We start from the raw sequence: 25,736 nt of genomic DNA on the forward strand, positions 1-25,736 counted from the left end.
TCATACCTCCTTTTGGCTGGCTTGCGCCTCCTTCCAGGCACTGGTCTGCTTCATCCGATAACTCTCCCCTCGCATGTCCACAACATGCGCCTTAAAGGCTAAACGATCCACCAGGGCTCCCGTTAAGGTCGGGTCTTTAAAGCATTCCTGCCAGCGATCAAAGGTAAGGTTCGTCGTAATCATTGTAGAGCCCTTTCCCATCCGATTAGAAAGAAGATTAAACAGAAGCTCAGCCCCGGCTTCATCAAAGGATAAATAACCTAATTCATCGACAATCAAGAGATCGACCTTATTTAATCGCTGTTTGAAGCGATAAAATTGACTTTGCGTGACGGCCTCTCTTAATTCAATAACAAGATTTGGGGCATTTACGAACTGTACATGATAATTCTGCAGACAGGCCTCCATGCCAAGACCAATGCTAAAATGCGTCTTCCCTGTTCCAGGGTTGCCAATAAGAATGACGTTCTGTTTCTCTTGAATAAAATTCAGGGTCTTTAATTCGCGTAGTTGTTGGCGAACACCTTCCTTAAACACTTTCTCGTCAAAGTCCATCAGGTACTTCTTTTGGCTAAACTTGGCCTGTCGAATCCTTCTTTGATAGCTTCGATTTCGACGTTGTTCCACCTCCTCTGTCAATATCTCTGTGAGGGCTTCTTCCAAATCCAGTCCGCGACTCGTATATTCCAGGAGCAGGTGTTGGTAATTTTCCTTCAGATAGGGAAGTTTTAGTTCATTAGCGGCTTCTGCGATTGTTAACATAAGCTTTCCTCCAAACCATAGAGAGCATTTAATTGATGGAGCGTTGCTTCTGTCTGATGAAGAATCGCCTCCTGATTTTTAGGAACACCCTCATTTTCCGTTGTGACACGTTGCACCAACTGATCATAGGCCAATTGCTGGCACAAAGCCTCTCCACTGAGGCTATGGTATTTCTCAAGTTGTTCTATGAATTCTTTAGGGTGTCCGCTATAATATTTATGATAGAGTGTTTCCAAGCCGGGGGTTTGTTGAAGAACCAGCGAGTGTTCCAGAGCACCAGGTTTCTTCTTGAGGGTTTTGATATAGTGACTGATATCAAGCTGAAACCCATGGGAACCCTCTATTTTATTATGCCTGGCCACTTCTTGTTCATTGGCATAAACCACGAGATAATCGGCATAAGCCTTGATCTGAACTCGCTGCCCTACCAAGTAGTCAGGGACAGAATACTGATTCTTCTGATAATGAATCGTGGCATACTTTGTGACGCTGAGCTGACAAAGTTCTGCCAGTTCAAAGGGAGGACGGTATTTAAGAAGGTGGCCTTTTTCTTCTTCCAAACGACTATCTTGATTCAAAGTCCGTAAGGACTCTTCCAAGTGCTGGCGAGCTTCATCTAAAGATTGAAATTGATATTTTTTGGTGAAACAGTTTTGTCTGACATGCTTTACACGACTCTCCACTGTTCCCTTCTCATTCCCACTGAAGCAGTTGGTGACATTAATATTAAACCCATAATAAGAGGCTAATTGGATGAGTTGGGGGTTTAGCTCCTTTTCATTACGCCCAATAAAACGAGTGACCACATTCCTCATATTGTCATAGACAACCTCCGCATACACCCCACCCAGGTTTTCAAAAAATCGCACATGCGCATCCTGAAAGACAGCTTTTTTCTGGTTGGTATAGAGGTAAGCCCAGTAATAATCTGAAGCAGGGCTAGCCCACACAGCGAGATAATAGATTTTAACCACGCCCTCAATTTCTAATTTGACCTCTCCAAAATCGAACTCCACCCGTGCACCCAATGCATAATTTTGCTTGATAAAAGCCTCTTTAGCTTTCTCTTTCATTTTTGACCAGTAATGAGCGACTGTCCGGTATTTAATCGCATACCCTTCCTCTGCTAGGATTTCATAAACAGCCTTAGCCGTTAGTGCTTGTTTATGAGGTCCTAGCCTTCGATCCTTTTCTCTTTCTTTTTCCAGTAATTCGCTCATTCTAGCTTCCACCTCTGGTGTAAAGGTTCTTTTTTTCCGATTGGAAGTATCATATTTTCTTTCTAAGACTAATTGCTCGGTTGCTGCTTCGATTTCTTTCTCATTTTGAGCGTCATCCAAAGCATCTATACCTGCTTGGTATCGATCCCTTATTCTTCGAACCGTTTTTCTATCAATGTCCATGTCTCTGCTAATTTTCCTAATGGATTCCCCATTTCTAAAACGGTGAATCACTTCGAATTCTTTATTGATACGAATCACTCCTTGGCACCTCCATCTATAATACGTTTATTATAGATGGGAAGGTATGGCAAGTGGTCCCTTTTTGAATAGCAATTTACCCCGAAGGTGGTCCCTTTTTAGATTACAACAAACAGTTTGCCTTTAGCGAGATCATAGTCTGGTTTTGGCTCATTGGTCTCTCGATCCAGTTCATGATTGATTGATTGGACTTTTTCTCTATTTGTTTTATATTCTTTAACTTTCAGCAAATCTTCTTTCCATGTTTCGCCTAACGGACTGACTCGATTGAGATAGCCGTTCAGCTTATTGTAGTCTACATAGCCTTTTGAACAATAAGTAAATTCTGTTTGGTGGTTCTCATTCATGATACGGTTTATTTGAGTGACCTTATCTTGAGAATTATGACTATGGTTTAAACTAATTAGAACAGAGTCATTAAGTTCATGTTTATATAATGACCAATATTGAAGACTTTCTTGGGGCGAATCGAACAAAAGAATGTTTTGAGGCTCGCCAATTGTGATAACAAAGTTACGCCTATTGATATCAGTCGGATTCATGAGGGTTTGGTTCTCGAATACAGCCCCTGTCAGTCGTTTATTTTCCGAACAGATAAATAGCGGCTCTTTGGTCGTTATTTTCTCTCGAATAAAGCCTTTACGCCCTAATATATTCAAGATCTCTTTATCAATGTGATATTTTTGTGCTAAGTAATCGATTCTGTCCTCACTGATACGTTGGGCTTCTTTAAGTATGCGCTCATGTACTTTTTCCTCTTTTTTATCATGCCTACTTTTATTTTTTTCCTTTAAAAGATCATTATAATCTTTAATGACTTCATCGACTATTTGTATGGAATGAGTGTCAATTGCATTTTTCCAATGGTAGATTCTATCTTTTTCACTTATTGAATATTCCCTAGAATCGATAAAATCTTCAAACTTCCGATTATTTATATCTTGTTGCAATTGCTCTATCCCTTTAGAGATTCCTTGTTCAAAATAGAGTTCTTTGTTAGCTAGTTCTTGGTCGATAAAGGGTCTTTCATACTGATAGACGGGAAAAGCGTATTCAAGCGGAACGGTATATTTTTGACAAACTTGTTTTAACTCTTGCCATTCTTTCTTTTCTATTGAATCAAAGTCAGGGATTAAATAGTAAGTTTGTATTTTGGGATGGCTATTATAGGCAAAGGCATTTTTATCTAGGAAGGCATGTCCTGCCATATCATTGTCTACACAATAACAAACATCGAATCCATCGCTATTCTTTTGGTAGTCCTCTTCGACAAATGCAAGAAATGTTTCTTCTTTAACTCCTCCCATTGAAATCAGGTGGGCATTGGTAAGATTTTGATGCATATCTAGATAGGATATGAGGTCAATATCGGCTTCGAAAACGTATAAAGTTTCAACACGGTCTCCTAAATGAATATTAAATCCATAATTCTTTTCAGAGTTTTTCCCGATATATTTTGAGATTCCTCTTTGCTTTATTCTGTCTTTGTCCGTAACTACTTGAGTAGCCCCGATAATATCTTCCCTTTCACTGGGCGGTTTCCCCCCTCTCGTCCAGTTAAATATAACATTATTATACTTATCTTGGATAATGTACTGGTTATCCAGAAGATAATCGATTGTTTCTTGGCTTATTCCTCTTTCGTTTCCTAGATAATTTTTAAGCTCAAGAGTGTTATTAGCTAATTCATAGGTATAACTAAATGGTTCTTGCTCGATGGGTTTTATTTTCTGTTTGGTCCAGTCTATCTCTCTGCCTTCAGAATATTCAATCAAGTGCGCCATTGCTTCTCTAAAACCCATCTCATTATGATTGATATACTGGACAAAGTTTATAATATTACCACTAGCATTCTTTTCTCCTGAATTGGCATTATGGATAAAATAGTTTTTAGCGGTATCAATGACGATTGAGTCATGCCCGTCTATATTTACTTTCACGTATTTTCCACCATCGTTATAGATTCTACCTATTCCCTGATCTCTGATATAATCATAGATTGAAATGGCACTAACTTTATCTATATCAGCTTTCGAGTATCGTTTGATAGCCATTGTAATCTCCTTTCAAAAAAAGCCCTGACAAATTGTCAGGGCTTAAGTTTAATAGCTTCTACTTCTTTGATTTTGTTGTCTTTCTTCATCTAGTATTCTTCTTGTTTCTTCCTTTTCTTGCTCTACTTGGGCAAGAAACTTCGCTCTGTCCCTATTAAAACTATTGGTTACTTTGTTTATGAGGTCTTTAAAGCTGCTTTGAATTTGAGTGGAGTTATATTTTTTAAAGTTATCCTTTGCTAGTTTTTTCTGTTTACTAATTTGTCTCGTTAAGTCTTTTCTTAATTCTTCTATTCCACTATTGCTTTTCTCTTTATAAAGAGACTGAAGGTTATGATCCATGTTAGTTAGCATATTAAGCTGATTGTAGGCGCTACGTTTATTTAGCTGATTGGCGTTATAGCGATTAATGTTACGGACACTATCTTCTAGTTCCCTTATTCCTGCTTTGCCCTCCCCTATTTCTAACTGATCCAGCTGCTGGTTAATCTGGTTCGTTATATGGTCTAATTTCGGGTTATCTTCGTGTTTCCTTAGATCCGCAAGTACTTCTAGATCATTTTGATTCATTTGTTTTCCAGTTAGTTTTTCTGTTTCTAATATTATATGTTCACACTTATCTAAGAAGTCTTTTCTTTCACTTGTTGTAATTAGTCTTTCTGCTGCTTTTTTCTCTAGTTTATTTTTGTGCTGATTAAGATCTTTAGCCAATCGAATCATTGTCGCTGCGGTTTGGGGGTGTTGTTGGCTTAGTCCTTCATACTGGTTTCGTAACGTTTGATTCAATAGCCTTTGAACTTTTCTGCTGAATACTAGATTGTTATTAAAGGCAATGATAGTTTGATTGAACGCTTGCTTATCTTTCCTTTCCTTTATATCGCTATAGCTATTTAGCGCTTGTTCTAGGGCTTCCTTTCTATTAAGGGGGGTCTTTTGGTCTAATTGGTTGTGTGGGGTACTTGGATAATCTTTGAGCTGACTAAGCACGGTATTTCCTAGCATGGTGTATAGCTCCGTCATCTTATTTTCAATATAGTTATTGTTCGATTGACCGTATACCCTATCTCTAAAAGCATGTTCTTCTTGAATTTTAGCGACTAGTTCATTAAAGGTATCTTTTTGATAGAGGTTTATATACTTTTGACTGATGCTATCAATATCTCTTTTTAAGTGGTGCAAATCTTTACGGTTATATTGCCAAAGATTTTTATTTTTGGGCAACTTTTGAAGTAACTGTTCGATATCTTTTTTTAATGCTAGCTCTTGGTAAAGCTTAGAGTCTTTCAGGGCTTGGTTTAACTCCTCACGCATTAGCCCGTTAACACGGTTCATTTCATGTTTGCGATCAACTAGTTGATTAATGAATATGCTTTTCATTTCTTTGATTCTTGTTTTAGGGATTTTTCCTTTATATTCTCCTTTATACCTCCCTTTTTTTATTTTTTCTCTACTTGATACTTCTTCTACTAATGCCACATGAACGTGGATATTATCCGTATTGTAGTGAATAGCAGCTGTCCATGTTGCTGTATCGTTAAACCGTTCTTTCTCTAGGAGATGGCTCATACTTTTTCTAGTTGCGTTCTTTATAGCGGTATCGTTCAACGTTCCATTGTTCAATAAAAAACCATTTTCTCTTAGAAATTCATTGTCAAAACTATAGACTAGCTGCCAAAGAGGGGTTTTGTTTTCCTCGGCAATGTTAAAGCTTTTTTCTGTTCTTGCGATACTTTCAGGAGTCATGGCATCTTCTTTATCATTGAATACATTATCTGTTTTTTTCCAGTTGCTTAGGTATTTAATCGTTGATTCGCCTAATGTTTTATTTTTTTCTTCGACAAGTATCTTTGTTTCTTTCATTTCTTTTTCGCTGCTTTTAGCTTCTTTTCTATCCATGTATTGAATATAGGTAGAGTAAGCACGTTCGTCTTTTCCGATGATTCTAAATCTTGATTTTAATACAATGGCAGGCATTTACTATCACTTCCTTTGTTGTCGTTTAAATAATTTGTCTTGTTTTAAGGTAAGAAGCCTTTCAGGCTTCTTGTGAACTAAGGGGAAACGATTCGCTAAAGCGAATCGTAGAAATAAGTTGCATATAATTCAAAATCCATCAAGGGTAAACACGCAGTGTCACTATGCGCTAAAGCGCTAAGTTCCACTAGCCCTTGACGGATTTTAAATTATACGCAACTTGTTGAAGTAAGCCAGCCACCAACAAGGCTAGCAAAAATAAATTAGAAAGACGTGATAAAAATGTGTCGATTAGTTAATTTGTTAAGCAAGAAAGCCCGTGAAAATATATCAGATGTTTCGACATATGAATTATTGGCAGATGATTTTAAAGGGCAAGCTTATCTAACCAAAGGTGATAAGGATAAATTAGCTATCATTAGAGAAGCGTTTGCGACCTACAAAACAGGTGCTATAGATAAGGTTAAAGTTGGTAGTACAGGTTCAGCTGGATTATATTTTAATAGTCAAATTGGCGAATCCGAATGTGAGCAAGTAATGGTTATACTTTTAGATTCCAAGAATCAGATATTGAAATCTGAAATAGTATTTAAAGGAACTGTCAATTCTTCTGTTGTTCATCCACGAGAAATTTTCAAGTTAGCTGTTCAATATCCAACAGCCAGAATTATGATTGCCCATAACCATCCTTCAGGTTGTATCTTATCAAGAGTAAATTACAAAAGAATCATTTAAATCAATACTTTCACTTTGAATACATGTATTTGAAGTGGAAGGTACTTATTTCAAAAATAGTAAAACCTGTATCTTAAATTACTTAATAGTAACATAAGATACAGGCTGATTTTTTATTCATTGTTATTTATACTAAAGCACCCGATAGCTCTGAAAACAATCACAAATTCAACTTTTCAAAGCCACAGCTTTAAGTTATTTTGTCCAGACAACCCCCATTGCCCAACCCATTTTATGGAATTGGCATCCAGGCAACAACTTTTCATATAAATCGTAATAATTTTGTTCAGATAGGTACTTATCTGAAGCTAAATGCTCAAGCCATGATTTAGATGTGTTGTGATTATAAATTCTAATCGCATTTTTTATTCCAAATTTGAAACAATGCGGTAAAAACTCTTGGATTGCCCCTAATTTATAAACATAGGTAGGCGGTGTCTCGACTTCAGATACATTATCAAGAATAACTATTCTTCCTTCCTCATTCAACAGTTCCTTCATTTGCTGTATTACGCTGGCTATATCATCCAAATGATGAAAGGTTGTTCGGCTTACAATAAAATCAAACTTCTCATTAAAATTAAGTTGTTCTGCATTCATATTCAGATAGACCGTATTTGTTAGTTGACGTTTAGATTTGGCAAGATCGAGCATTTGATTAGAAATATCAATCCCTACCACTTCATCATAATAACTTGCTAATTTCTCCACTAACAAACCCGAGCCACATCCGATATCTAATGCTCTGCCTTTCTTTGGAGACATATTAGACACAAAGAATGAATAATCATTCAAAAGCTCATTCACGAAATCGTAATCTTCTGCAACCTTATCAAACTGTGATTCTATTGTATTCAAAAAGATCCCCCATTCCTACTTTATCGACATTCTTTCATTACTTACCACTTTAGATGTTTTTTCGTTGGGGATAAAACTTCCCTTTAGACAATTTTATCCAAAGACAATACAACAGTGCAACTTTATTAAAGTCACTGTCCTTTATCGCAGCCTTTACTTTTTAGTAAAGACAGTGGCTTCTCTTATCAAGTTTCAAAACATATTATTTTGAAGAAAACGTCCATCTGAAGTGTCAAGTGCAAAATTACATATAAAGGTTTATTCTAAAATGAAAAGATGATACAATCATATTCAGTTACATAAGGAGGTTTCAATTATGTGCACCAGTATCGCAGTAGTAGAAATTACTTTATCTCATTCATAATGAAAAAAATGGAAAGGAGATAAAAGTATGGGTACTTTTTCTATATTTGTTATTAATAAAGTTCGTTATCAACCAAATCAAAATTAATTGGTTATAATGAACGCTTAATGTCAGTTCATTATAACCAGTAAGGAGAAGATTATAATTAACCAGAAAAACCCTAAAGACACGCAAAATTTTATTACTTCTAAAAAGCATGTAAAAGAAATATTGAATCACACGAATATCAGTAAACAAGACAACGTAATAGAAATCGGATCAGGAAAAGGACATTTTACCAAAGAGCTAGTCAAAATGAGTCGATCAGTTACTGCTATAGAAATTGATGGAGGCTTATGTCAAGTGACTAAAGAAGCGGTAAACCCCTCTGAGAATATAAAAGTGATTCAAACGGATATTCTAAAATTTTCCTTCCCAAAACATATAAACTATAAGATATTTGGTAATATTCCTTATAACATCAGTACGGATATTGTCAAAAGAATTACCTTTGAAAGTCAGGCTAAATATAGCTATCTTATCGTTGAGAAGGGATTTGCGAAAAGATTGCAAAATCTGCAACGAGCTTTGGGTTTACTATTAATGGTGGAGATGGATATAAAAATGCTCAAAAAAGTACCACCACTATATTTTCATCCTAAGCCAAGTGTAGACTCTGTATTGATTGTTCTTGAACGACATCAACCATTGATTTCAAAGAAGGACTACAAAAAGTATCGATCTTTTGTTTATAAGTGGGTAAACCGTGAATATCGTGTTCTTTTCACTAAAAACCAATTCCGACAGGCTTTGAAGCATGCAAATGTCACTAATATTAATAAACTATCGAAGGAACAATTTCTTTCTATTTTCAATAGTTACAAATTGTTTCACTAAATTAAAGTAATAAAGCGTTCTCTAATTTCACAAGAGGACGCTTTATTCTTCCCAAAAATTGTTCAATATTTATCAATAAATCAGTAGTTTTAAAAGTAAGCACCTGTTATTGCAATAAAATTAGCCTAATTGAGAGAAGTTTCTATAGAATTTTTCATATACTTAACGAGTGCTTTCACCTTTGAATATAGTCCTTCCCACTTATCATCACACTCTCCCCGATAGCCTTTTCTAGCTATATCCAGTAAAGTTACATGCTCTTTAGGTAAAAGAGGTATAGCCCATTCTGCAGCGACATCTTTCGAGGTAATTTCACCAGTAGTCACTGTTTGCCACATTCGAGCTAGGGTTAAAATTACATTACGCTCATCACCTTTTATCCCCTCAATTAGTTCTGGCAAAGAATCCTTAATTGCTCTTCGAATATCTGTCAAAGGTACGGAGACAAGTATACTTGAAGAATCAGGACCAAATAGAGAAATACTATTCTTTCTTGCTTGTGCTAAAACAATAGCCAAATCAGGATCATAGCTTGGTTCCTGAATTTGTCCATTCTCAAATTCACCCCTGAGCCACTCACCGTATATAAATTCTCTTTTTGGAGGATATTGCCAAGGGACAACTTCACTCCTATTTATAACCGTAACTTCAAGTGGTCTAACAGAATCCGTATTTCCAATCTTTCCTGATATAGTCATTAGTCTTTCTGTTAGTTTTTTTCGAGTTAATTGAGGTAAACTATGATTCACGACGACTAGAACATCTACATCGCTGTTAATGCGTAAACCACCATTTACTGCTGAACCAAATAGATATACTCCAACTATTGAACTTCCAAATAAATCTTTTACGATTTTTAATGTTTGAATCGCTTGATTTGGTATTTTTCCGTTAATCAAATTGCTCATGATTTCACCTCGTTGATTATGTTCATATAAAGTTTATATTGATACTCAATTTACTTACCCTAGATTGGACATATACTTAAATTACTGTTCAATAAAGCTGACCGTTAGCGTTTAAGTACATCCTTTCACAATTTGTCTACAGATTAATAATTATTCTTTATTATACAGATCTCCATATAATTTTTGAATTTGGTTCTGTAATTTTTTATTTTCTTTTTCTAATTCCATTACTCTTCTTTTTAAGGTTTTAATAAGGATTTCCTCCGAACGAGAACTTTTCTTGGGTTTTGAGACTACATTTGCTGTTATTTGACGCTCACGAAGGGATTCGATTCTTTGCCTAATATCGTGTTCCTTATAAAGCCATGATTTAGAAACATTAGCTTCCTTTGCTATTGAATTAAAATTAATAACTTTACCTTCAATCGAAAATTTAGAAATCGCTTTGTCTACTTTTTCCCTTGTCTTTTTTGATTTCTGCTTCGCCAAACGTACAATTTCTGTTGTATTTCTAACTTGTTTATCCATTGATAATTACCCCGTCAAACTTCCAATGATTTGTTCTAAACGCTCTTTAACACGGCTATTAGTCTCTACTTGTCTTTGCCATTGTTTATCCTTAGCTATGGCTAATAACTCTTCTGTACGCTCTAACTGTTCTTCGTGCTGTGGTAAGAATTGCTTACTGGTACAGAAGTGAGTGCAATCTAAGCATGCATTCGCATGTGGACAACCACCTGCTACTACTGGCAATCTACAATAACCATTTGGAAGCACTTGTGCATTTATATTTTTCTTGAACCATTGAAGCTCTACATCATCGACTTCATTATCTTCATCTAGATCAAGCACATCTCCATTATTGGTAACCAGTTTTTCCTGAAATTTAGTAAATTCATTTTTTAGAGTTTCATCAAAGATATGAGCGTATCTGCTTGTCATTTCTGGGCTTTCATGCCCCAAAAATTTCTGCACAATATGCTGGGGCATCCCGTTGTTAATCATTCTTGTTCCTACTGTATGGCGAAAGGCATGGGCATGGAATCTATAAATCTCACCTGATTTATCCACTATATTTTGCTCATAAGCTAATTTATTTAACTCACCTCTAAATGTTTCTTGTTTTAATGGCGATCCATCTTTTCTTGGAAAGAGGTATTCACTATCTGGAAATTCCTCTGAAACTTTATCTTCCCGAACTTTAATAAGTAAAGCTACCTCTTTAGATATTGGAACTATATGCTCCTTTTTCATTTTCCATTGATAATACTTTAAAAAGAAATCTCCATCTTTGTCCTCTAATAGACAGCCTTTTTTCAAGGTGCACAATTCACTTATCCTCATTCCACATTCTTGAACAATCATAGTCATCGTAGCTATATATTCGGGTAATTTATCAAGATGACTGTTCAATTGCTCTAGGACGAATTCATCTATAAAGCGTGGTTTTGCTCTTGGTATTTTCGGATAGTCCTCAGAATAAATTAATATTTTGGAAGGAACATCATCCCATTCTAGCCTAAGAAGGGTACTAAATAGTCCTTCCAATATAGAGATCCTCCCAGTTATTGTACTAGGTTTTATTCCCATCATGTTTAGTTCACTTAAATATGCTTCAATTTCCACTCTCGTTAATTGGTGTACTCTCTGAACTTGTTTAAATTTCATGTCCAGAAAATTAAAGAACTCTTTAAGTCTTTGGGCAATATCACTTACATAGGAAAAGCTATCCACGTTCAATCTCAACTTACAATATCTTTTTACAAGTTGTTTAAAATATGTATTCCGAAACCCTTTAAAGTTAATTGTATATTCATATTGTGTTGGGTTAACCTTATCATCTGGCAAAGGTAAGTTACGTCTATCCCAAACGTCTTTATCCCACTCCTCTCCATCAAAATAAAAGTTCTCATAAAACTCCATAAATTGTTTTAGATTAGTAACATAGTAGGAATTAGCTTTTACAGGTGTTTTTTCTTGATTAGCAGTAATCTTATAATTAGTAGTGGTAATTCTAACACCCCGTTTTGTCAAATAAGTTCTATACTCCGTCATTGCTTTTTCAATAGGAACTTCAGTAATTGAAGTAATGCTAGGATACTTTAAATCTAAGAAATCTAACATTTTATTAATTACTGTTCCTTTTCTAATCCAGACAGTTTTTGCATTCCATATTCCATTGTTTAAATGGTAAAAATAAAAATATTTCAATTCTGTTCTTAACCACAGATTTTTAACACGTTCAAAACGAACCCAACGATTCCTTAAAGCAGGATTCTTACTTAATTCTATGGCAGAAGGATGTGGACATTTTCTTATATCCCAACTATTATTAGCCCAAAACCCCTGCATTTCTTCATTCATTACAGCTATTTTTTTGCTAATCTCACTCTGACTAATAATTTTCCTTTTACTAGAAGCATTCATTTCTTATGCTCCTTTCTCTCGAGGTATTTATTAAACTCATTTTTCATATCCTGATCTGAAAGATGAACATAGGTATTTAACGTTGTCTGAACATGTGCGTGACCTAATCTCTTTTGAACGAACGCAACATCCCATCCTTCCCTAATTAGCTGCGTTGCGTGAGTGTGGCGAAGCATATGTGATGTAAATTCTATTCCAGTCCTTTTAACTATTCTTCTAACTAGATCAAGAACACTTTGGTACTTTAGTGGTTTCCCAAAATAGCCTTCTTTTAAGGAAATAAAAACATAATCATGCTCCAATTCCTCACTATACTCATATATCAAGTAATCTGTATAAAGTGACATAAGTTCTTTACTCACATGTATTGTTCTTTCCTTCCTTAATTTAATATAAGCTTCATTAACATTAACATCTCTAGGTGTTAAATGGATTTGATTGTCCCAAGTGACAATATCTTCAAGCCTAAGCGATAACACTTCACCGATTCTTAAACCACCCTCATACATAAGCATTAAAATTAATTTATCTCTTTTCGTATGACAAGCATCAATAATTTGCTTAACTTCCTTTGATCTCAATGTTCTTATCTGTTTCTTTTTAACCCTTAACTTTAAGACATTCTTTTGGTATCTACCCTTATTAACATGATGTAAAAATCCTTTGAAATTTCTTCCCTTTGCTTGTTTAAATACATCAATTGATTTAAATTCTCCTAATCTACTTAAATAATCAAGAAAACTCATAACTACATTTAAAATTGTATTCACTGTCGTTTCTTCTCTTATGGCTTTTTTTGACTGAAGATCAATTACATTTGATGCTGAAGGATATCTCAACCAACCTACGAAGTCTGCTAACAACTCAAAGTTAATATCATTAAGAATAACACCTCTCTGTTCCATGAACTCGTACAGCAACTTTAAATGATAGCAGTATGCCTTAATGGTATTAGGAGACTTACCAGTATTATCTAAGTATTTAATAAATTTCATTACTGGTTCTATTAGCTGGTATTCTTTATCTAGTAATAAATACAATGGATACGGCTTATTCTCCACTTCTATCCTTTGAACCTTCACATGTTCCCACCTCTTTAAATACTTTAACTACTACAAATTATAAACCTTGTTAATTTTTATTTAAAGTAAAATATCCCTTTAATATCTCCTCTTAAACTACTTTAACTACTATTATTTATTATACTATGGTTAATCATTAGAGCCCTCTCAAGCTGACCTACAATTCACAAAACGCATGATATTATGCGGTGACATGATGGGTATTGAACTACTTGATCATATTATCGTTGGCTATGGAAATTATTATTCCATGAGAGAAAGAACAGATTTGTTTGACGATATGTTCTAATTCATTAGGTAGGTTGCCCCAATTAGGGGCGGTCTACATTATAGAAAGTAGGAATTGAAATGACCGAGATAACTAAGGGAAATTTACCAGGTTGGGCTATTTTAGATTTGTTACATGAAAAGGGTTATAAGTTAATAGAGCGAGTAACCCACATTATCCTTGAGCATGAAATTTCAGAACTTTATTTTAGTGAGCTGGATATGTCTTTAGAACTATTTGCTTACGGTTCAAAAAGGACAGAATCCTTCTATGATATTGCTGAAAGTACATATGTACTTATCAATCAAAGAAATCATGATGAGTTTGAATTTAGTGTTCTTGATGTTGACGAGCTTGTTTCTAAAATACTAGAAATTATTAATGAGGAGGTGTAATTATGTTACTTGAAAATAGTGTTATAGATTATTTAGATTCTACTTCTGAAGTTCCGACTGAATTACATGACCAATTGTTGTCCGCCATTTATGATATAGAACTTGATTTTGCGATTGGCTTTGAATATTTTTCCGAAAAGCCTAAAGACCTAGCAAAGATTCAAAACCAGTATAATAAGTTAGTCGATTACGCAGAAGACCTTTGTCAGCTTCTTCTTGAATTATTCGAAAGCAAGCCAATTGAATCAAGAGAGTTTGAGGATATTGTTGAAACCTATGATATTATTTTAAACTACTAAAAGAAAGATGTGATTATTATGTTGAAACCACTAGATACTTTTGAACTTTACAGCAACCTCATTGAACAAATGATAAATGATGATTACGAATCATTTTTTCAAAGCCCTATTGTTCAATGAAAATTGTTGGATTACTGAATCAGATTTAGATAGGTTGTATAATCAATTTCTAGAAACAGATGAGATGCTGCTTTTATCAAAAGAGCTTTACTGTAATTAAATCTTGCTAAGTCACTCTACCCTAACGGGTAGGGATGACTTAAAATCTTTTCCATGGTAAAATAAATATATAAAGAGGTGCCTTATGACTTTAAAGTTAAAACCCACGAATGATTTAGTTTTTAAAAAAATTTTTGGTACAGAGAAAAACATTCCGATTTTACAAAGTTTTGTTCAAGATATGTTAGGGTTCGAGATTGAAATTATTAAAATTAACAACCCTTATCATATTGAGGATTTTATTAATCAAGAGTCAGACAAGTTAAACTATACTGAAGTGGATATTTTAGCCGAAACCGAATCAGGTCAATTGATTACAATAGAAATGCAGTTAACTAATCATAAGAACTTTTTAGAGCGTTCCTTATTTTATGCTTGCAAGGGTTACATCAAAGACTATGCTAATCAGTCTAAGATGGCTAATGAATATAAATTTTCATCTATCAAAGATACCTATTCCATTAATATTATCAATTTTGATTTGTTCGGCTTTAATTTTCCTAGTCTTTTGAATTTTGAATTTAAAGAACGACAGAGTAACTACCCATTAGCCAAGACAGGTATGCAGACAATTACGTTGACTTATTTTTCATTGAAAAATAAGAATCCAAACAATTCTCGAGTTAGTGAATGGCAAAGATTCTTCAAAGGCGAATCTCTTCAAAACTCTAGTCCAGAATATATTCATTCTGCAAAAAAATTGTTGGACAGACTACATTTAGATAAGGAGGAACAAAGGATGGCAGAGATATTATCTAAACGTCAAATGATTCGTCAAGCTGAAATGGAATATGCGACTGAGCAGGGACTTGAGCGAGGACTTGAGCAAGGACGTGAAGAAGAACGAAGTAACAATATAAAAAAATTGTTCGACAACGGTCTAAGTCTTGAACAGATTTCGGAATTCCTTGAGATACCTTTAGATCAAGTTCGAACAATAGTTAAATAATAATGCTTTTAGCAACTCAACATCTAATTGAGTTGCTTTTTTATTTTTATTCAAATGGAAAGAATCCTTTCAGGATTCTCTTGAATAAAATGGTAGCGACTTGCTCGGTCAAGTCGCCTATCGCTTGCGAAAACCGCAAGCTCATAAGTTGCATATAATTCAAAATCCGTCAAGGGTAAACATGCAGTGTCACTAAGCGCTAAAGCGCTAAGTTCCACTAGCCCTTGACGGATTTTAAATTATACGCAACTTGTTGAAGTAAGCCAGCCAAGCTGGTAAAAAAGAAAAAAGGAATGATAAAGATGGAAAATTTTCAAGATAAATTAACAGAAACTTATGTTTTATATGTTGTCGATAGCGAACCTATTGATACAACAGACTTAGTTTCCGTTTTAAGTGGTGGAAATTTAGGGATTGAGTGGATTGATAAGCATTTTACCTTGATTGATTACAATGAGAATGAAATTCTTTTTAAAACTGAAATTTTCAACGAATTGTTATTTTATCTTAATGACATGATTGAACAGTTTCTTTTTGACGATGGTTCATTCTATGATTTTAGCTAATTATTCTTTAACAGTCATCGGTGTAACAATGGTTAAATTGATTCCTTTAACAACATAATCGTTGAAGAACTGTTCAGGATTATCCACACTAAAGACTTGGAAAGAGCCTTTCAATCTATTGGCGATATCCGCATTTTTAAGCATATCAACGATTTCTTGAGGGGCTTCATCCAATGAGTGGTAGTTATGGACTGTAATACCACTGACCGCTTGTCCTTGATTATCGGTGATAGAGACTCTTTGTGTTTTAGGAACAACCGCTTCTTCTGGATAGTCATCCACATAATAGAACCCTTTTCTAATGGCTTCTTGAGTAGATTTAATTCCTTTATATTGATCTAAATCCCACGTCAAGGTGTATAGATTATCGGATCCTGCAACAACTGGTTTCCCATTAATAATAAGGCCTGCATGGTTTTTGTTCGTTTTAACAGGGTCGATTGGATTTTCTTCGCCTGGTGTTTCTACTATAACCTTATTAGAAGGAACCGTAATCTTATTATTGTTAGGTGTATGAATCGTTGTTAAGAATCTGTTTTCGTAAACCGCCTTGTCATTTAACACTCTACCTACAATGGTCGCAATAGGGACATACATTTGTGACGTTTTATCAGCGTTAAAGGCCTTCAAAGTAGCTTGGGTTGCTGTAAAGGTCACCGTGTTCTTTTCTGGGTCAAAGGATAGCGAATAGGCAGGCGTTGCTAGGGCTGTCTTCTCTCTATCTACTTCAAATCCGCTTGGCAATGCGTCTTCCATGATGTAGGAAACGATTGTTTCGCGGTTCTTATTCAAGACATCGTTATTAAGGACCCATCTTACTTCCGAACCTTTAGGGACCTTATGTCCGTTAATGATGACACCATCTGTATTAGTTACGTCTTTGACGTTTCTTGGTTGATATCTTAGTCGATAGTCATAGATAGTAACCGTTGGTTTAGCGGGTGCGTCTGACGGTGGCGTAGGCGGTGTTGGTGCTGTTGGTGGAACTGGTGGGGTTGGCAGTGTTGGTGCCTTGGGTTCCACTGGTGGGGTTGGTGGGATCGGGTCGATTAGATTAAATGTTGGTGGCGTTAGGGGTTTTCTTTCGTTGAATGTAGGTATATTGTATTTTACTCTTACCGCAAAATCTCCATCTGCAACTAATGACACAAGCATTTCAGGAGCGGTGTTCTTTAGCGTTTTTTCGAAGACAGAGGTGTATTGAATTAATACGGCTGTACCATCAGGAATTGATTCTGTGCCGGCTAAGTCAAAACCTGTGTGATCTGCTGGGCGTTTCCCCCAACCTCCTTGATCATAGGGATTACCTAAGAAGCGGTCTGCCTTCACACTATTATGAGTAGGATTATAATTTAATCCTCCCCCAATAGACAGGAAGCGTGTATTTTGAGGAACCGTTAATTGTTGACCAATATCTATATCAACAGCTGCATTTATCCAAAAATGTTTTTTATTAGGAGCAGAGGCAATTCTGTATTTTGTAGTGACTGCTGCCGTAGCCCCTTCGGACCAATAGTTTATTTTATTATTTTCATTAAACACATATACTACGTTAGATTCAGATCCTGTAATATTAAAATCTAAATCTTTAACAGCCCCTGACTCTAAAGTTACAGCTCTTGGTATGCGGTGCTACTTACCACTCTCTATTCGATATCTTTTAGTAGCATTTCCAATTCCAGTAAAGTATATGTTGTCGGTATGACTTTTTGATACCGCTGTAAGATTGCCGCCGTCTAATGCAAAGATGTTAACATTCGGGAACGAAATATCTTTAATGATAGAGTCTTTATCCAAGGGCTTTTCGCTAGAAATGTTAACGTAATAGTCGGATCTGAAATCTTTTAAATCATGAACACTACCAGTTGCCACTACGTTAAGTCCATCAATTTCTGTGGATTTTAAATTAGTCCATGAATTTGAAGGTGTGAATTGTCCGCTTTCGCCAGCCCCGTAAGACGGTCTGATAGGATTCCTTAAGCCCGCTTCGATTTTTTGTTTGTTTTTATCAGTTGCTAGTTGATAGGCTTCTCGTTGTTTACGATTGTATTCAGCTATTTCTTGATTCTTCTGATTGATTTCAGCGACTTTTTTCTCATGCTCTATCTTGGCTTGGTCATAGTCTTTTTTGCTTTCTTTATATTTGACAAGATCCTTTTGGTATTTGTCTACTGCTTGATCATAGATCTTCTTGTCGTTGTTATATTGGTTTAGGTCTTCTACGGATTGTTTTTGGTCTTGGTCGAATTGTCTTTTATCTTGATCATATTGCTGCTTATCCTTATCGTACTTGGATTTTTCTTGATCATATTGAGCTTTTTCCTTATTGTACTTTTCAAGCTCTTTATCGTGCTGTGTTTTTTCAGCTTGATATTGGTTGCCTTTGTTAGATATTTCAGCAACTTGTTTTTCTTGATCCTTTTTAATTTCACTCATTTTATTCGAAAGTTCTTCTTCGGATTGAGCGATTCCTAGATCTTTTGTTTCTTCAGTTACGACAAGGTTATCTTTTTGTGTTTCAACGGCAGCTTCAACTGGCGTATTATCAACGGCTATCTCTGTCGCACCTTGCGTCCCCTCCGTCGCGGCTTGATCGAGTGTTTCTTGGGCAGGTGTCGGGACAGGTTGCGCTTCAGGTAAATTAGTAGCGGGAAGTTCTGTGGTTTCAGGGGCAACGGCCTCTAATTCTTGGGCGTTTGCATGATTAGCATGAAGTGTGACACCGCTAATTAAAGCTGTTGCGATTACTGCACTACACAAACCATATCTTTTATCTTTTCGCAAAGCATATTTCTGTTTAATTTCCATTCTATTCCTACTTTCAATTGATGTTATTTATTTTATAGAAACAAGGCTTATTAAAGTCTCGCCTCACCTCCTTAAAGGTATAAAAAAGAAGCTAGTAAACTTTGGGTTCACTAACTTCTTGTTGTATTGTGTTTAATTATTACTACCTGTTTCTTTTTCTACGTGGCAATATCATTCCTAAGCCTAGAGTGGATAATAGCGTCGCTAGAGCTGTTGCTGTTAGATAACTACTTTCACCTGTTTCTGGTAAAGCAGCTGCTTTGACAATCTCTGCTGTTTTATTATCTTTAGCTTTCTCTGCCTTGTAATCAGCTAAGCGCTTAGCATCTTCTTTTAGTTGTGTTTGTAACGCTTGTTCTTCCTTACGTTTTGCCATCCGTTCTTGGTATTTATTATTTAAGGAAGTATAGTTGCCTAACTTTTGCGTCTCATTCTCCTTCGCTTGTGCTAAACGAGTATTGAGTTCTGAAAGCTCTGCTTTGACGTTATCTACAGCTAGAACAGCTTTTGCTACATTATCTTTAGCTTCTGCTAATAACTGGTCATAATGAGTTAGTTTATAGCGAAGATCTTTTGCTTTTGATAATGCTAGTTTTTTATTGCTTTGTTGTTCTTTGATTTGATCGATTTGCTTTTGAATTTCAGTCACCTTTGATTCAGCAGCTAATAGCTCTTTTTCTTTCTCGCTCAATACAGCTTTCTTTTCTTCTAAAGCTAAAACAAGTGGCGCTACTTTCTCCTTCGCTTGAGCGAGGTGTTGGATTTTTTGTTCTTGATTTTGTTCAAATAAATCCAATTCTTTTTGAGCTTGTTCAAGTTCCGCTTGTTTATTAGCTAATTGATCTTGGGATGTTGCGAGCAACTTTTCAGCATTCGGTGTCAAATTTCCGATCTGCTTTAACTTAGCAATTCTATTTGAAAGATTACTAATCTGATTAGTTAGGCTAGTAACCATTTGCTTTTGATCCATATACTGCTTATTGGCATTATCCCGGTTAGTTCTTGCTTTAGTAAGCGCTTGGCTTGCTTCTTGATATTGCGCTTGAATTTGGTTCTCATCTTTTGTTGGAACTGGCGTTGTGTTAAAAGTTGAATCTCTATGGTTAGCCCATGATTCTGATGTTGTAACAAAATGGTAGCTAGGTCTATAGTTATTATGTTTGTTCTTTGTTACAGAGACACCAAAACCGAAATATTCTGGTTCTCCGAGTGGGTCGCTTTCAAAGATATCATAGTTAGCTATCCCTGCAGCGTGATGGTATTCTGTATCTGATACCATGAACCGCATAAATGAATCATACAACTTCTGTTTTAGTTCTCCTAAGCTCCATTTAGGGGATTCGCCCTTCATATAATCAGGAGCTATTTCTTCGCCTATGGCTCCTTCTGGCAAACCAACAGCATTCGCTCCCCCTCTTAAAGAAGGTTGGTGATGACCTGTTTTTAAAATGTCTTCATTATTTGCCGAGTAGCGATTTGAAACTTCTTTTCCTAATTGTACTGACCCTTGGCTTACATAGACTTTTCCTGTACCTGCTTTCTCCCTTATTTGATTGATAATGTTAGCACCAAATAAGGTAAGTTCAGTTAAAACTTCTTTTGGAAGGTTTGTGACATCGTATTTCGGTGCGTTAGGATCTACCTTCACTGTGAACTGATTGTCTTTTTCGAATTGTTTAGCTAGCTTAATCATTCGTTTGGTAGATTCGGGACCATCGTCCACCGTAATGTAGTGTTTCAAAGCATCAAGATATTCTTGAGTGATTTTAATGACTGGAACATCTATCGTTTTTAAAGCTTCTTCTGCTTGTTGATAGGAAGCATTGGCTTTGTTTAACTCTGACTCTTTCTGATCTAAGTTAGTCTTATCAAGAGTTAACTTGTTATTGGCTCCCTCTAATTCTTGTTGGTGACTTTCTAATTCTTGATTTGCCTTTTTAATGCTGTTTACACGGTTAGCATCATGCTTTCTCGCTTGGTCGAGATGAGCTTGGGCAGCCACGACATTCTCTTGTGCTTTTTTAACCTCCTTATTTTTTTCTTGAACTTTTGCTTCCGCTTGCGGTCTGTTTGCTTCGTCAAGGGCTTTTTGAGCAGATTCAACTTCCCTGTTAGCAAGGTCAACATCTTCTTGAGTTTGATTAACTTGAGCGGTCGCTCTCGTTACTTCCGCTTGTTTCTCCTCAACGACACCTGAAGCGCTTTTTTTCTGTTCTTGTAGTTGATTTTTTTCTTGATCTAATGTTTTTAGATCTTTTTCAATTGTTGCGACATTTGCTTCCGCTTGTTCAATCGCTTCTGGTGTTGGATTTAAAGCTTCAAGCTCTGCTTGATTTGCCTTGGCAGTTTCGTAGTCTTGCGTTACTTCACTGAATTTGGCTTCTATCTGATTTACTGCTTGTTCGACTTCAGCGACTTCTGCTTGGGCTGTTTGTAACGCTTGGTAAGCAGCCTGGACATCCGCTTGGGTCGTTTCATGAGCAACTGTTAGAGCCGCTTGTGTGTGTTGGATAACAGCTTGTTGTTTAGTTGCTTCTTCAGCATTTACTGTTTGTGTTGCCCCCACTGTGATAGCTCCTGCAACTGACATGGCACCGATAACTATTTTTTTATTCATGTTAATCCTCCTAGTTGATAAATCCTGTCTATTTGTTTTATTTTATTCTTCATGCCACGGTGGCATGAAGTCAGCTTTTACCCGTAAGCATAGTAATCAACCCTTTTTCTTATTTATTTTTAATCTTATGTTCGCTTATATCATGTTTTCTTATGGTAGACATGGTCATTGGCTTCTTTAACGACACAATCAACCATAGCTTTTTGTAGGTTATGGTAATAGTAAGCCTCATGGTTTTGTATGGGGCGCTTCATTTTGTTGCCGTAAATGTATCTAGCTGATCTAAGGAGACAGTCATGAATAGCCCAAGCAGAATCATCATCTACAACTAGATCAATCCTGCTCACTAGCAGTTCTAGTATTTTATTTTTTGATTCGTTATCTAAGTCTTTGGCTACAGAGAACTTGCCTTTGACCAGATCCGTGTATGCTCGTTGAATGGTATTAGCTAACTCATAGATATTTTCATAGTCAGATAAAAATGATAAGGCAAATATAATTTGCGGATGAAACTGATCTTTTAAATCACGTAAATATTGTTGAATCATTTCAGGGGAATTTTCATCTAAAATTTTATCAAAAATATTTATGTTTTTTTCGCTAGAATTTTGTGGCACGTCTTGATCTAATGATTGATCTATAGAATTATCTATTACTAAGTTATTATTACTAGTGTACAGATTGTGTACTTCAGAAGTACAGTTTCTGTACTTCATCTGTTTTTTATTTCTGTGGATAACTTCTGGAAATGCCTCTAAATCAACATTATTCAGATGACGTACAGTTTCTGTACTTCGTCTGTTTTCTGGCGAAGTTTTTTCTTCAATTTTATCGTTTTCTACCTCCACTTCATCTTCATTTTTTTGTTTTATTGCGTTGCAATTTCCTATCATTTTAGATGAAACTTTTTCTTTTTCTTCCTCCCTCCATTTACTTAAATCTTCAGGTAGGTTTGTTAATTCAATGATATAATTTGCGTCTTCTTCGCTAGCTGCTTCTGGGTAGGCTAAATAGATTCTGTTAGCTCTGCCAGTTTTTGATTCCTCTAACAACTGGACCTGTTTTAGCCTTTTCTTAATTTTATTCAATGTCGCTTTAGAACCAATATTTAATGCTTTCATCAGTTGATCGTTCGTATATATTAAATAGCAATATCCGTCCCCATCTACCCAATTATTCTTTTGAGAGAGTCTTAATCGATCGTAGAGTAGCGTGTAAGCTAATATGTCATCTGATTTCAGAGTATTTTTATATTTCTCGCCGTGAACCAAGAGTTTTGGAAGTTGGTAGTACTGCTGACCAGCGTAGGAATTTAGGGATATTTTATTAAACTCGCGCTCCTCTTCTTTCATTTAGCCCACCGCCTCTCTTAGTTCGTCATAGTGTTTTGTGTAATAGATATTTCCGCGACCAGTTGGAATTGTAGCGATTAATGCACATTCTGCCAGTCTCTTTTTCGATTCCACCAAGGTAGTATTAGATCTTATGTTCAGTTGTTGGAGCAGAAATTCATTGGGTATTTGAGCCATAGCCTGTCCTCGGTCGTCATAAATATTTAAAGCGTCAAAAATGGAAGTTAAACCGAGCAAAAGGCTATAAAGCAGTATATCGATAGACTTTAGGTTTTCATATTTTTTGTCTTCAATGATTTCACGCGGAAAAACTAGATTTACTTCTTGGTATAATTCACCCACTATTCCTTTTTCATAAAGTTCGCCTATTTCCATCGTAATGCCTTTTACAGTGATTATCATGCCAATCCCCTACCTTAAAAAGTCCACAACAGCTCTTAAATGGTGATTAACTGCTGAATAAAATGTTCGTGTTAAATTAGACAATGCTTGCGTCAAAGGAATCCCCCAAAATAGGTCTGGTATTTCATGATCGAGCGTTTCAAAGATAAATCCGATAATATAAAATAAGCAGATTGCTCCAATAATTTTGGAAAGCAAGCTGCTTAAGCATCCTCTATTATTCAATTGTTAACTCCTAATTCTTTTCAGATTGAATTCGGTCATGCAAAGTGGTTATTTCGGACAATTCCTGATGTTCCGTGCGTTCTTTGCATTCTATGCAATAGATATGTTTGATGTGATCTTTCTTCCTTCTACGAGCTGTATATCGAGGCAAAGCAATTGTGTGTCCGCATTTATGGCATTGAAATTTCGAGCTGAAGTAATCATTTATTTTTGCGACCAAATTATCACGCCTTTCTTCCACCTATTAGGGTAATTTAATTTTGCGTTTGAGTCCAACTAATCTTTGTATAATCTTGATTGTTTCCTCTATTATCCATCTATCAGTGTCACTAATTGGCGTTTTCTTAGTTCGCTCTATTTCTTTCACGATCTCGTTTAATAATAGTGCCTCTTGATCACTTTTTGCTTCTTTTGATTGAACAATGTCCTCTATATCATAGTTCGTCAATTGTGTCGTGGGGTCAAAGTTTTTGGCTATTTTTTTGACATCCGATGTTTTTATTTTTGTTTTCATTGTTCGGCTGTAGTCGAACAATGCTTTTTGTTGATCGTCGCTTAGTCTCGCTAGTTGATCAGCTGTTGGTAGAGAGATTTTATTATCATCGAAGAGGTCTAATAGTTCCGGAATAAGCTTGGTAGTCCGAATGTATCTGGCTATAGTGCGGCTTGACTCTTTTTCTGTTTTGGATAATTCCTCTAATGATGAATAAGGTTTGTCTTTACTGCCGCTTCTTTTTCCCTGCCTTCTCATAGCGTCTTGCCTCATTTTGTAGGCGAAAGCTTTTTCCTTATTAGATAGTTTTTGCCTTTGCAAAAGATTTGATTGAGTGACGATTATCATTGCTTCTTCATCGGAACAAGGTTTTATCAAGGCAGGGATTTTATTTCTTTCTAAATGCTTAAATGCGTTCAGTCGGTTATGCCCTGCTAACATTTGATAGCGCTTATTATCTATTGGTCGGACTATAACGGGATTAATTAGACCATTTCTATCAATATCTTCAGCCAATTCTTTTAGTTTGTTTTCTGTATAGAGCTTGAATGGTTGATTAGGATAGGGATCGATTAAATTTACATCTAATTCCCGCAAATCCAACGCTTTTTCTTCTAATTGAAACATCGATTCAATGGTTATCATTCTATCAATGCTCCTTCCTGCTCAACTAGCTCTTTCGCTAAATTGGCATAATCACTAGCTAGTCGGCTTCCTTGCATTTTGCTTAAAGGAATGCGTTCAGCATAGGACTTTCTTGCCTCGGTAAGTTCCTTGATTTCATTATCAAAGAGCAATTGAGGGTAGTATTCTTTTAAACGCTCCCTAACTTCATTGGCGATCTTAGTGTTATTCACTTTGGTATAAATAATGCCGTCCACCGTTAACCCTCGGTTTAGTCTTTGGGTCACCATATTAACATAGGTAAATAATTGCTCAAGCCCTTCAAATGCTCCATAGCTTGCTTCAACAGGTATTATCACCGAATCGGCAGCTGTCAAAACATTTATTAGTAAGGTATTTAAAGCAGGCATACAGTCGATAATAACATAGTCATAGTGTTCTCGCACCTCTAATTTAGTCAGGATATCAGAAAGTATATATTCCCTTGCGTTAGCAGTTATTAGCTGCATGTCGATTGCTGACAAATTGAGGTTAGTAGGAATGTAATCAAGGTTTTCCTCGTAATTGTAAATAGGACTTCTTGGATAGGAAGCACCCATCAGTTCTTTGCTTATAGCTTCGGAAATTGTGAAATCATGTTCTTCGTCACTCAAATAATTAGTTAAGTTATGTTGAGGGTCGAAGTCAATCACCAATACTTTCTTCCCTTCTTCACTTAAAGCGTAGCCTAAGTTCATGGTAGTCGCAGTTTTTCCAGTACCACCCTTTTGGTTAGCAATTGCTATTATTTTCGGTGTCAAAATAATCACATCATTCTTCTTTAATGTTAGAAAAAGTATTATTAATAGATAAAAATGTAGCCCTCTAGCAAAATGACTAAAGTGTATATGTCAAGTGAAAAAGGGACCATCTTGCCGTTGAAAAAGGGACCACCTTTTGGGTCAATGTAACGGCTTAGGCTAATTTTTGAAAAGTTAGTTAAGAAGAAAGTGTCTCAG

Annotated in this window: 24 protein-coding genes and 1 pseudogene; 8 read left to right on the forward strand and 17 right to left on the reverse strand. The window is 35.8% G+C overall.

Going from position 1 to position 25,736, the window contains the following annotated elements:
• The 4 genes from istB to mobP2 form a co-directional block, all read right to left on the reverse strand.
• Positions 1 to 762 (reverse strand): IS21-like element helper ATPase IstB, encoded by a 762-nt coding sequence (gene istB / locus CL176_RS05660; protein ID WP_118989628.1) that lies wholly within the window; start codon positions 760 to 762, stop codon positions 1 to 3.
• On the reverse strand, positions 756 to 2,243 hold the full coding sequence (gene istA, locus CL176_RS05665) for an IS21 family transposase (protein WP_118990425.1): 1,488 nt from the start codon (positions 2,241 to 2,243) through the stop codon (positions 756 to 758). Before istA ends, istB begins: the two co-directional genes overlap by 7 nt.
• A gap of 98 nt (positions 2,244 to 2,341) precedes the next feature.
• A complete protein-coding gene (locus CL176_RS05670) occupies positions 2,342 to 4,297 on the reverse strand; it encodes a DUF3991 domain-containing protein (protein WP_118990426.1) in 1,956 nt (651 codons plus the stop codon).
• Between the two features lie 48 nt (positions 4,298 to 4,345).
• Entirely contained in the window at positions 4,346 to 6,271 is a 1,926-nt protein-coding gene (gene mobP2 / locus CL176_RS05675; RefSeq protein ID WP_118990427.1) for a MobP2 family relaxase, read from the reverse strand.
• 282 nt (positions 6,272 to 6,553) lie between these two features.
• Here mobP2 and CL176_RS05680 point away from each other — a divergent pair, with 282 nt between their 5' ends.
• Positions 6,554 to 7,006, forward strand: coding sequence for a JAB domain-containing protein (locus CL176_RS05680; RefSeq protein WP_118990428.1), 453 nt, complete (start codon positions 6,554 to 6,556; stop codon positions 7,004 to 7,006).
• Between the two features lie 195 nt (positions 7,007 to 7,201).
• Here the strand turns inward: CL176_RS05680 and CL176_RS05685 are convergent, their stop codons facing one another.
• Positions 7,202 to 7,864 (reverse strand): class I SAM-dependent methyltransferase, encoded by a 663-nt coding sequence (locus CL176_RS05685; RefSeq protein ID WP_001092058.1) that lies wholly within the window; start codon positions 7,862 to 7,864, stop codon positions 7,202 to 7,204.
• Positions 7,865 to 8,255: 391 nt separating this feature from the next.
• Here CL176_RS05685 and CL176_RS13015 point away from each other — a divergent pair, with 391 nt between their 5' ends.
• Positions 8,256 to 8,315, forward strand: coding sequence for an erythromycin resistance leader peptide (locus CL176_RS13015; RefSeq protein WP_010959190.1), 60 nt, complete (start codon positions 8,256 to 8,258; stop codon positions 8,313 to 8,315).
• A gap of 57 nt (positions 8,316 to 8,372) precedes the next feature.
• Positions 8,373 to 9,104, forward strand: a complete 732-nt coding sequence (gene erm(A), locus CL176_RS05700) for a 23S rRNA (adenine(2058)-N(6))-methyltransferase Erm(A) (protein ID WP_031863781.1) — start codon at positions 8,373 to 8,375, stop codon at positions 9,102 to 9,104.
• A gap of 125 nt (positions 9,105 to 9,229) precedes the next feature.
• On the opposite strand, the gene CL176_RS05705 is transcribed toward erm(A), so the two are convergent.
• The 4 genes from CL176_RS05705 to CL176_RS05720 form a co-directional block, all read right to left on the reverse strand.
• On the reverse strand, positions 9,230 to 10,012 hold the full coding sequence (locus tag CL176_RS05705; RefSeq protein ID WP_000067268.1) for an aminoglycoside nucleotidyltransferase ANT(9)-Ia: 783 nt from the start codon (positions 10,010 to 10,012) through the stop codon (positions 9,230 to 9,232).
• 150 nt (positions 10,013 to 10,162) lie between these two features.
• A complete protein-coding gene (locus tag CL176_RS05710) occupies positions 10,163 to 10,540 on the reverse strand; it encodes a DUF6262 family protein (RefSeq protein ID WP_000361059.1) in 378 nt (125 codons plus the stop codon).
• A gap of 6 nt (positions 10,541 to 10,546) precedes the next feature.
• Positions 10,547 to 12,439, reverse strand: a complete 1,893-nt coding sequence (locus CL176_RS05715) for a site-specific integrase (RefSeq protein WP_001557544.1) — start codon at positions 12,437 to 12,439, stop codon at positions 10,547 to 10,549.
• Positions 12,436 to 13,521 (reverse strand): tyrosine-type recombinase/integrase, encoded by a 1,086-nt coding sequence (locus CL176_RS05720; protein WP_000868132.1) that lies wholly within the window; start codon positions 13,519 to 13,521, stop codon positions 12,436 to 12,438. Before CL176_RS05720 ends, CL176_RS05715 begins: the two co-directional genes overlap by 4 nt.
• Before the next feature lie 148 nt (positions 13,522 to 13,669).
• Here CL176_RS05720 and CL176_RS05725 point away from each other — a divergent pair.
• The 5 genes and pseudogenes from CL176_RS05725 to CL176_RS05745 all read left to right on the forward strand — a co-directional run.
• Positions 13,670 to 13,810, forward strand: a pseudogene (locus CL176_RS05725) (JAB domain-containing protein); the annotation flags it as partial.
• A 59-nt stretch (positions 13,811 to 13,869) separates the two neighbouring features.
• The gene (locus CL176_RS05730) at positions 13,870 to 14,184 is read left to right on the forward strand and encodes a hypothetical protein (RefSeq protein WP_118990430.1); all 315 of its coding nucleotides are present in this window, start codon (positions 13,870 to 13,872) and stop codon (positions 14,182 to 14,184) included.
• Between the two features lie 2 nt (positions 14,185 to 14,186).
• Entirely contained in the window at positions 14,187 to 14,483 is a 297-nt protein-coding gene (locus CL176_RS05735) for a hypothetical protein (protein ID WP_118990431.1), read from the forward strand.
• Positions 14,484 to 14,787: 304 nt separating this feature from the next.
• The gene (locus CL176_RS05740; RefSeq protein WP_118990432.1) at positions 14,788 to 15,651 is read left to right on the forward strand and encodes an Rpn family recombination-promoting nuclease/putative transposase; all 864 of its coding nucleotides are present in this window, start codon (positions 14,788 to 14,790) and stop codon (positions 15,649 to 15,651) included.
• A 302-nt stretch (positions 15,652 to 15,953) separates the two neighbouring features.
• Complete coding sequence (locus CL176_RS05745; RefSeq protein ID WP_118990433.1) at positions 15,954 to 16,217, forward strand: hypothetical protein; 264 nt, start codon at positions 15,954 to 15,956, stop codon at positions 16,215 to 16,217.
• Here the strand turns inward: CL176_RS05745 and CL176_RS12240 are convergent, their stop codons facing one another.
• From CL176_RS12240 to CL176_RS05785, 8 genes are all read right to left on the reverse strand, one after another.
• Complete coding sequence (locus tag CL176_RS12240; protein WP_162890844.1) at positions 16,218 to 17,759, reverse strand: SspB-related isopeptide-forming adhesin; 1,542 nt, start codon at positions 17,757 to 17,759, stop codon at positions 16,218 to 16,220. It lies immediately after the preceding gene.
• Between the two features lie 90 nt (positions 17,760 to 17,849).
• Positions 17,850 to 19,025, reverse strand: a complete 1,176-nt coding sequence (locus CL176_RS05760) for a hypothetical protein (RefSeq protein WP_118990436.1) — start codon at positions 19,023 to 19,025, stop codon at positions 17,850 to 17,852.
• A gap of 142 nt (positions 19,026 to 19,167) precedes the next feature.
• Positions 19,168 to 21,642: an SEC10/PgrA surface exclusion domain-containing protein gene (locus CL176_RS05765; protein ID WP_118991577.1), complete on the reverse strand. Its 2,475-nt coding sequence runs from the start codon at positions 21,640 to 21,642 to the stop codon at positions 19,168 to 19,170.
• Positions 21,643 to 21,782: 140 nt separating this feature from the next.
• Positions 21,783 to 22,994, reverse strand: coding sequence for a replication initiator protein A (locus tag CL176_RS05770; RefSeq protein WP_118990437.1), 1,212 nt, complete (start codon positions 22,992 to 22,994; stop codon positions 21,783 to 21,785).
• Positions 22,995 to 23,396: a hypothetical protein gene (locus CL176_RS05775; protein ID WP_118990438.1), complete on the reverse strand. Its 402-nt coding sequence runs from the start codon at positions 23,394 to 23,396 to the stop codon at positions 22,995 to 22,997.
• A gap of 9 nt (positions 23,397 to 23,405) precedes the next feature.
• On the reverse strand, positions 23,406 to 23,621 hold the full coding sequence (locus tag CL176_RS12245) for a hypothetical protein (protein ID WP_162890845.1): 216 nt from the start codon (positions 23,619 to 23,621) through the stop codon (positions 23,406 to 23,408).
• Positions 23,622 to 23,865: 244 nt separating this feature from the next.
• On the reverse strand, positions 23,866 to 24,759 hold the full coding sequence (locus tag CL176_RS05780; protein ID WP_118990439.1) for a ParB/RepB/Spo0J family partition protein: 894 nt from the start codon (positions 24,757 to 24,759) through the stop codon (positions 23,866 to 23,868).
• Complete coding sequence (locus tag CL176_RS05785) at positions 24,756 to 25,547, reverse strand: ParA family protein (protein WP_162890846.1); 792 nt, start codon at positions 25,545 to 25,547, stop codon at positions 24,756 to 24,758. The genes CL176_RS05780 and CL176_RS05785 overlap by 4 nt, the downstream gene beginning before the upstream one ends.
• Positions 25,548 to 25,736: the final 189 nt, after the last annotated feature.

It is taken from the genome of Suicoccus acidiformans (assembly GCF_003546865.1).
In the GTDB taxonomy this organism is placed as follows: Bacteria; Bacillota; Bacilli; order Lactobacillales; family Aerococcaceae; genus Suicoccus; species Suicoccus acidiformans.

Coding starts and splice junctions, on each gene's coding strand:
- istB (WP_118989628.1), bottom strand. CDS start 762: ATGTTAACAATCGCAGAAGCCGCTAATGAACTAAAACTTCCCTATCTG.
- CL176_RS05670 (WP_118990426.1), bottom strand. CDS start 4,297: ATGGCTATCAAACGATACTCGAAAGCTGATATAGATAAAGTTAGTGCC.
- mobP2 (WP_118990427.1), bottom strand. CDS start 6,271: ATGCCTGCCATTGTATTAAAATCAAGATTTAGAATCATCGGAAAAGAC.
- CL176_RS05680 (WP_118990428.1), top strand. CDS start 6,554: ATGTGTCGATTAGTTAATTTGTTAAGCAAGAAAGCCCGTGAAAATATA.
- CL176_RS05705 (WP_000067268.1), bottom strand. CDS start 10,012: ATGAGCAATTTGATTAACGGAAAAATACCAAATCAAGCGATTCAAACA.
- CL176_RS05710 (WP_000361059.1), bottom strand. CDS start 10,540: ATGGATAAACAAGTTAGAAATACAACAGAAATTGTACGTTTGGCGAAG.
- CL176_RS05715 (WP_001557544.1), bottom strand. CDS start 12,439: ATGAATGCTTCTAGTAAAAGGAAAATTATTAGTCAGAGTGAGATTAGC.
- CL176_RS05730 (WP_118990430.1), top strand. CDS start 13,870: ATGACCGAGATAACTAAGGGAAATTTACCAGGTTGGGCTATTTTAGAT.
- CL176_RS05735 (WP_118990431.1), top strand. CDS start 14,187: ATGTTACTTGAAAATAGTGTTATAGATTATTTAGATTCTACTTCTGAA.
- CL176_RS05740 (WP_118990432.1), top strand. CDS start 14,788: ATGACTTTAAAGTTAAAACCCACGAATGATTTAGTTTTTAAAAAAATT.
- CL176_RS05745 (WP_118990433.1), top strand. CDS start 15,954: ATGGAAAATTTTCAAGATAAATTAACAGAAACTTATGTTTTATATGTT.
- CL176_RS05760 (WP_118990436.1), bottom strand. CDS start 19,025: ATGGAAATTAAACAGAAATATGCTTTGCGAAAAGATAAAAGATATGGT.
- CL176_RS05765 (WP_118991577.1), bottom strand. CDS start 21,642: ATGAATAAAAAAATAGTTATCGGTGCCATGTCAGTTGCAGGAGCTATC.
- CL176_RS05770 (WP_118990437.1), bottom strand. CDS start 22,994: ATGAAAGAAGAGGAGCGCGAGTTTAATAAAATATCCCTAAATTCCTAC.
- CL176_RS05775 (WP_118990438.1), bottom strand. CDS start 23,396: ATGATAATCACTGTAAAAGGCATTACGATGGAAATAGGCGAACTTTAT.
- CL176_RS05780 (WP_118990439.1), bottom strand. CDS start 24,759: ATGATAACCATTGAATCGATGTTTCAATTAGAAGAAAAAGCGTTGGAT.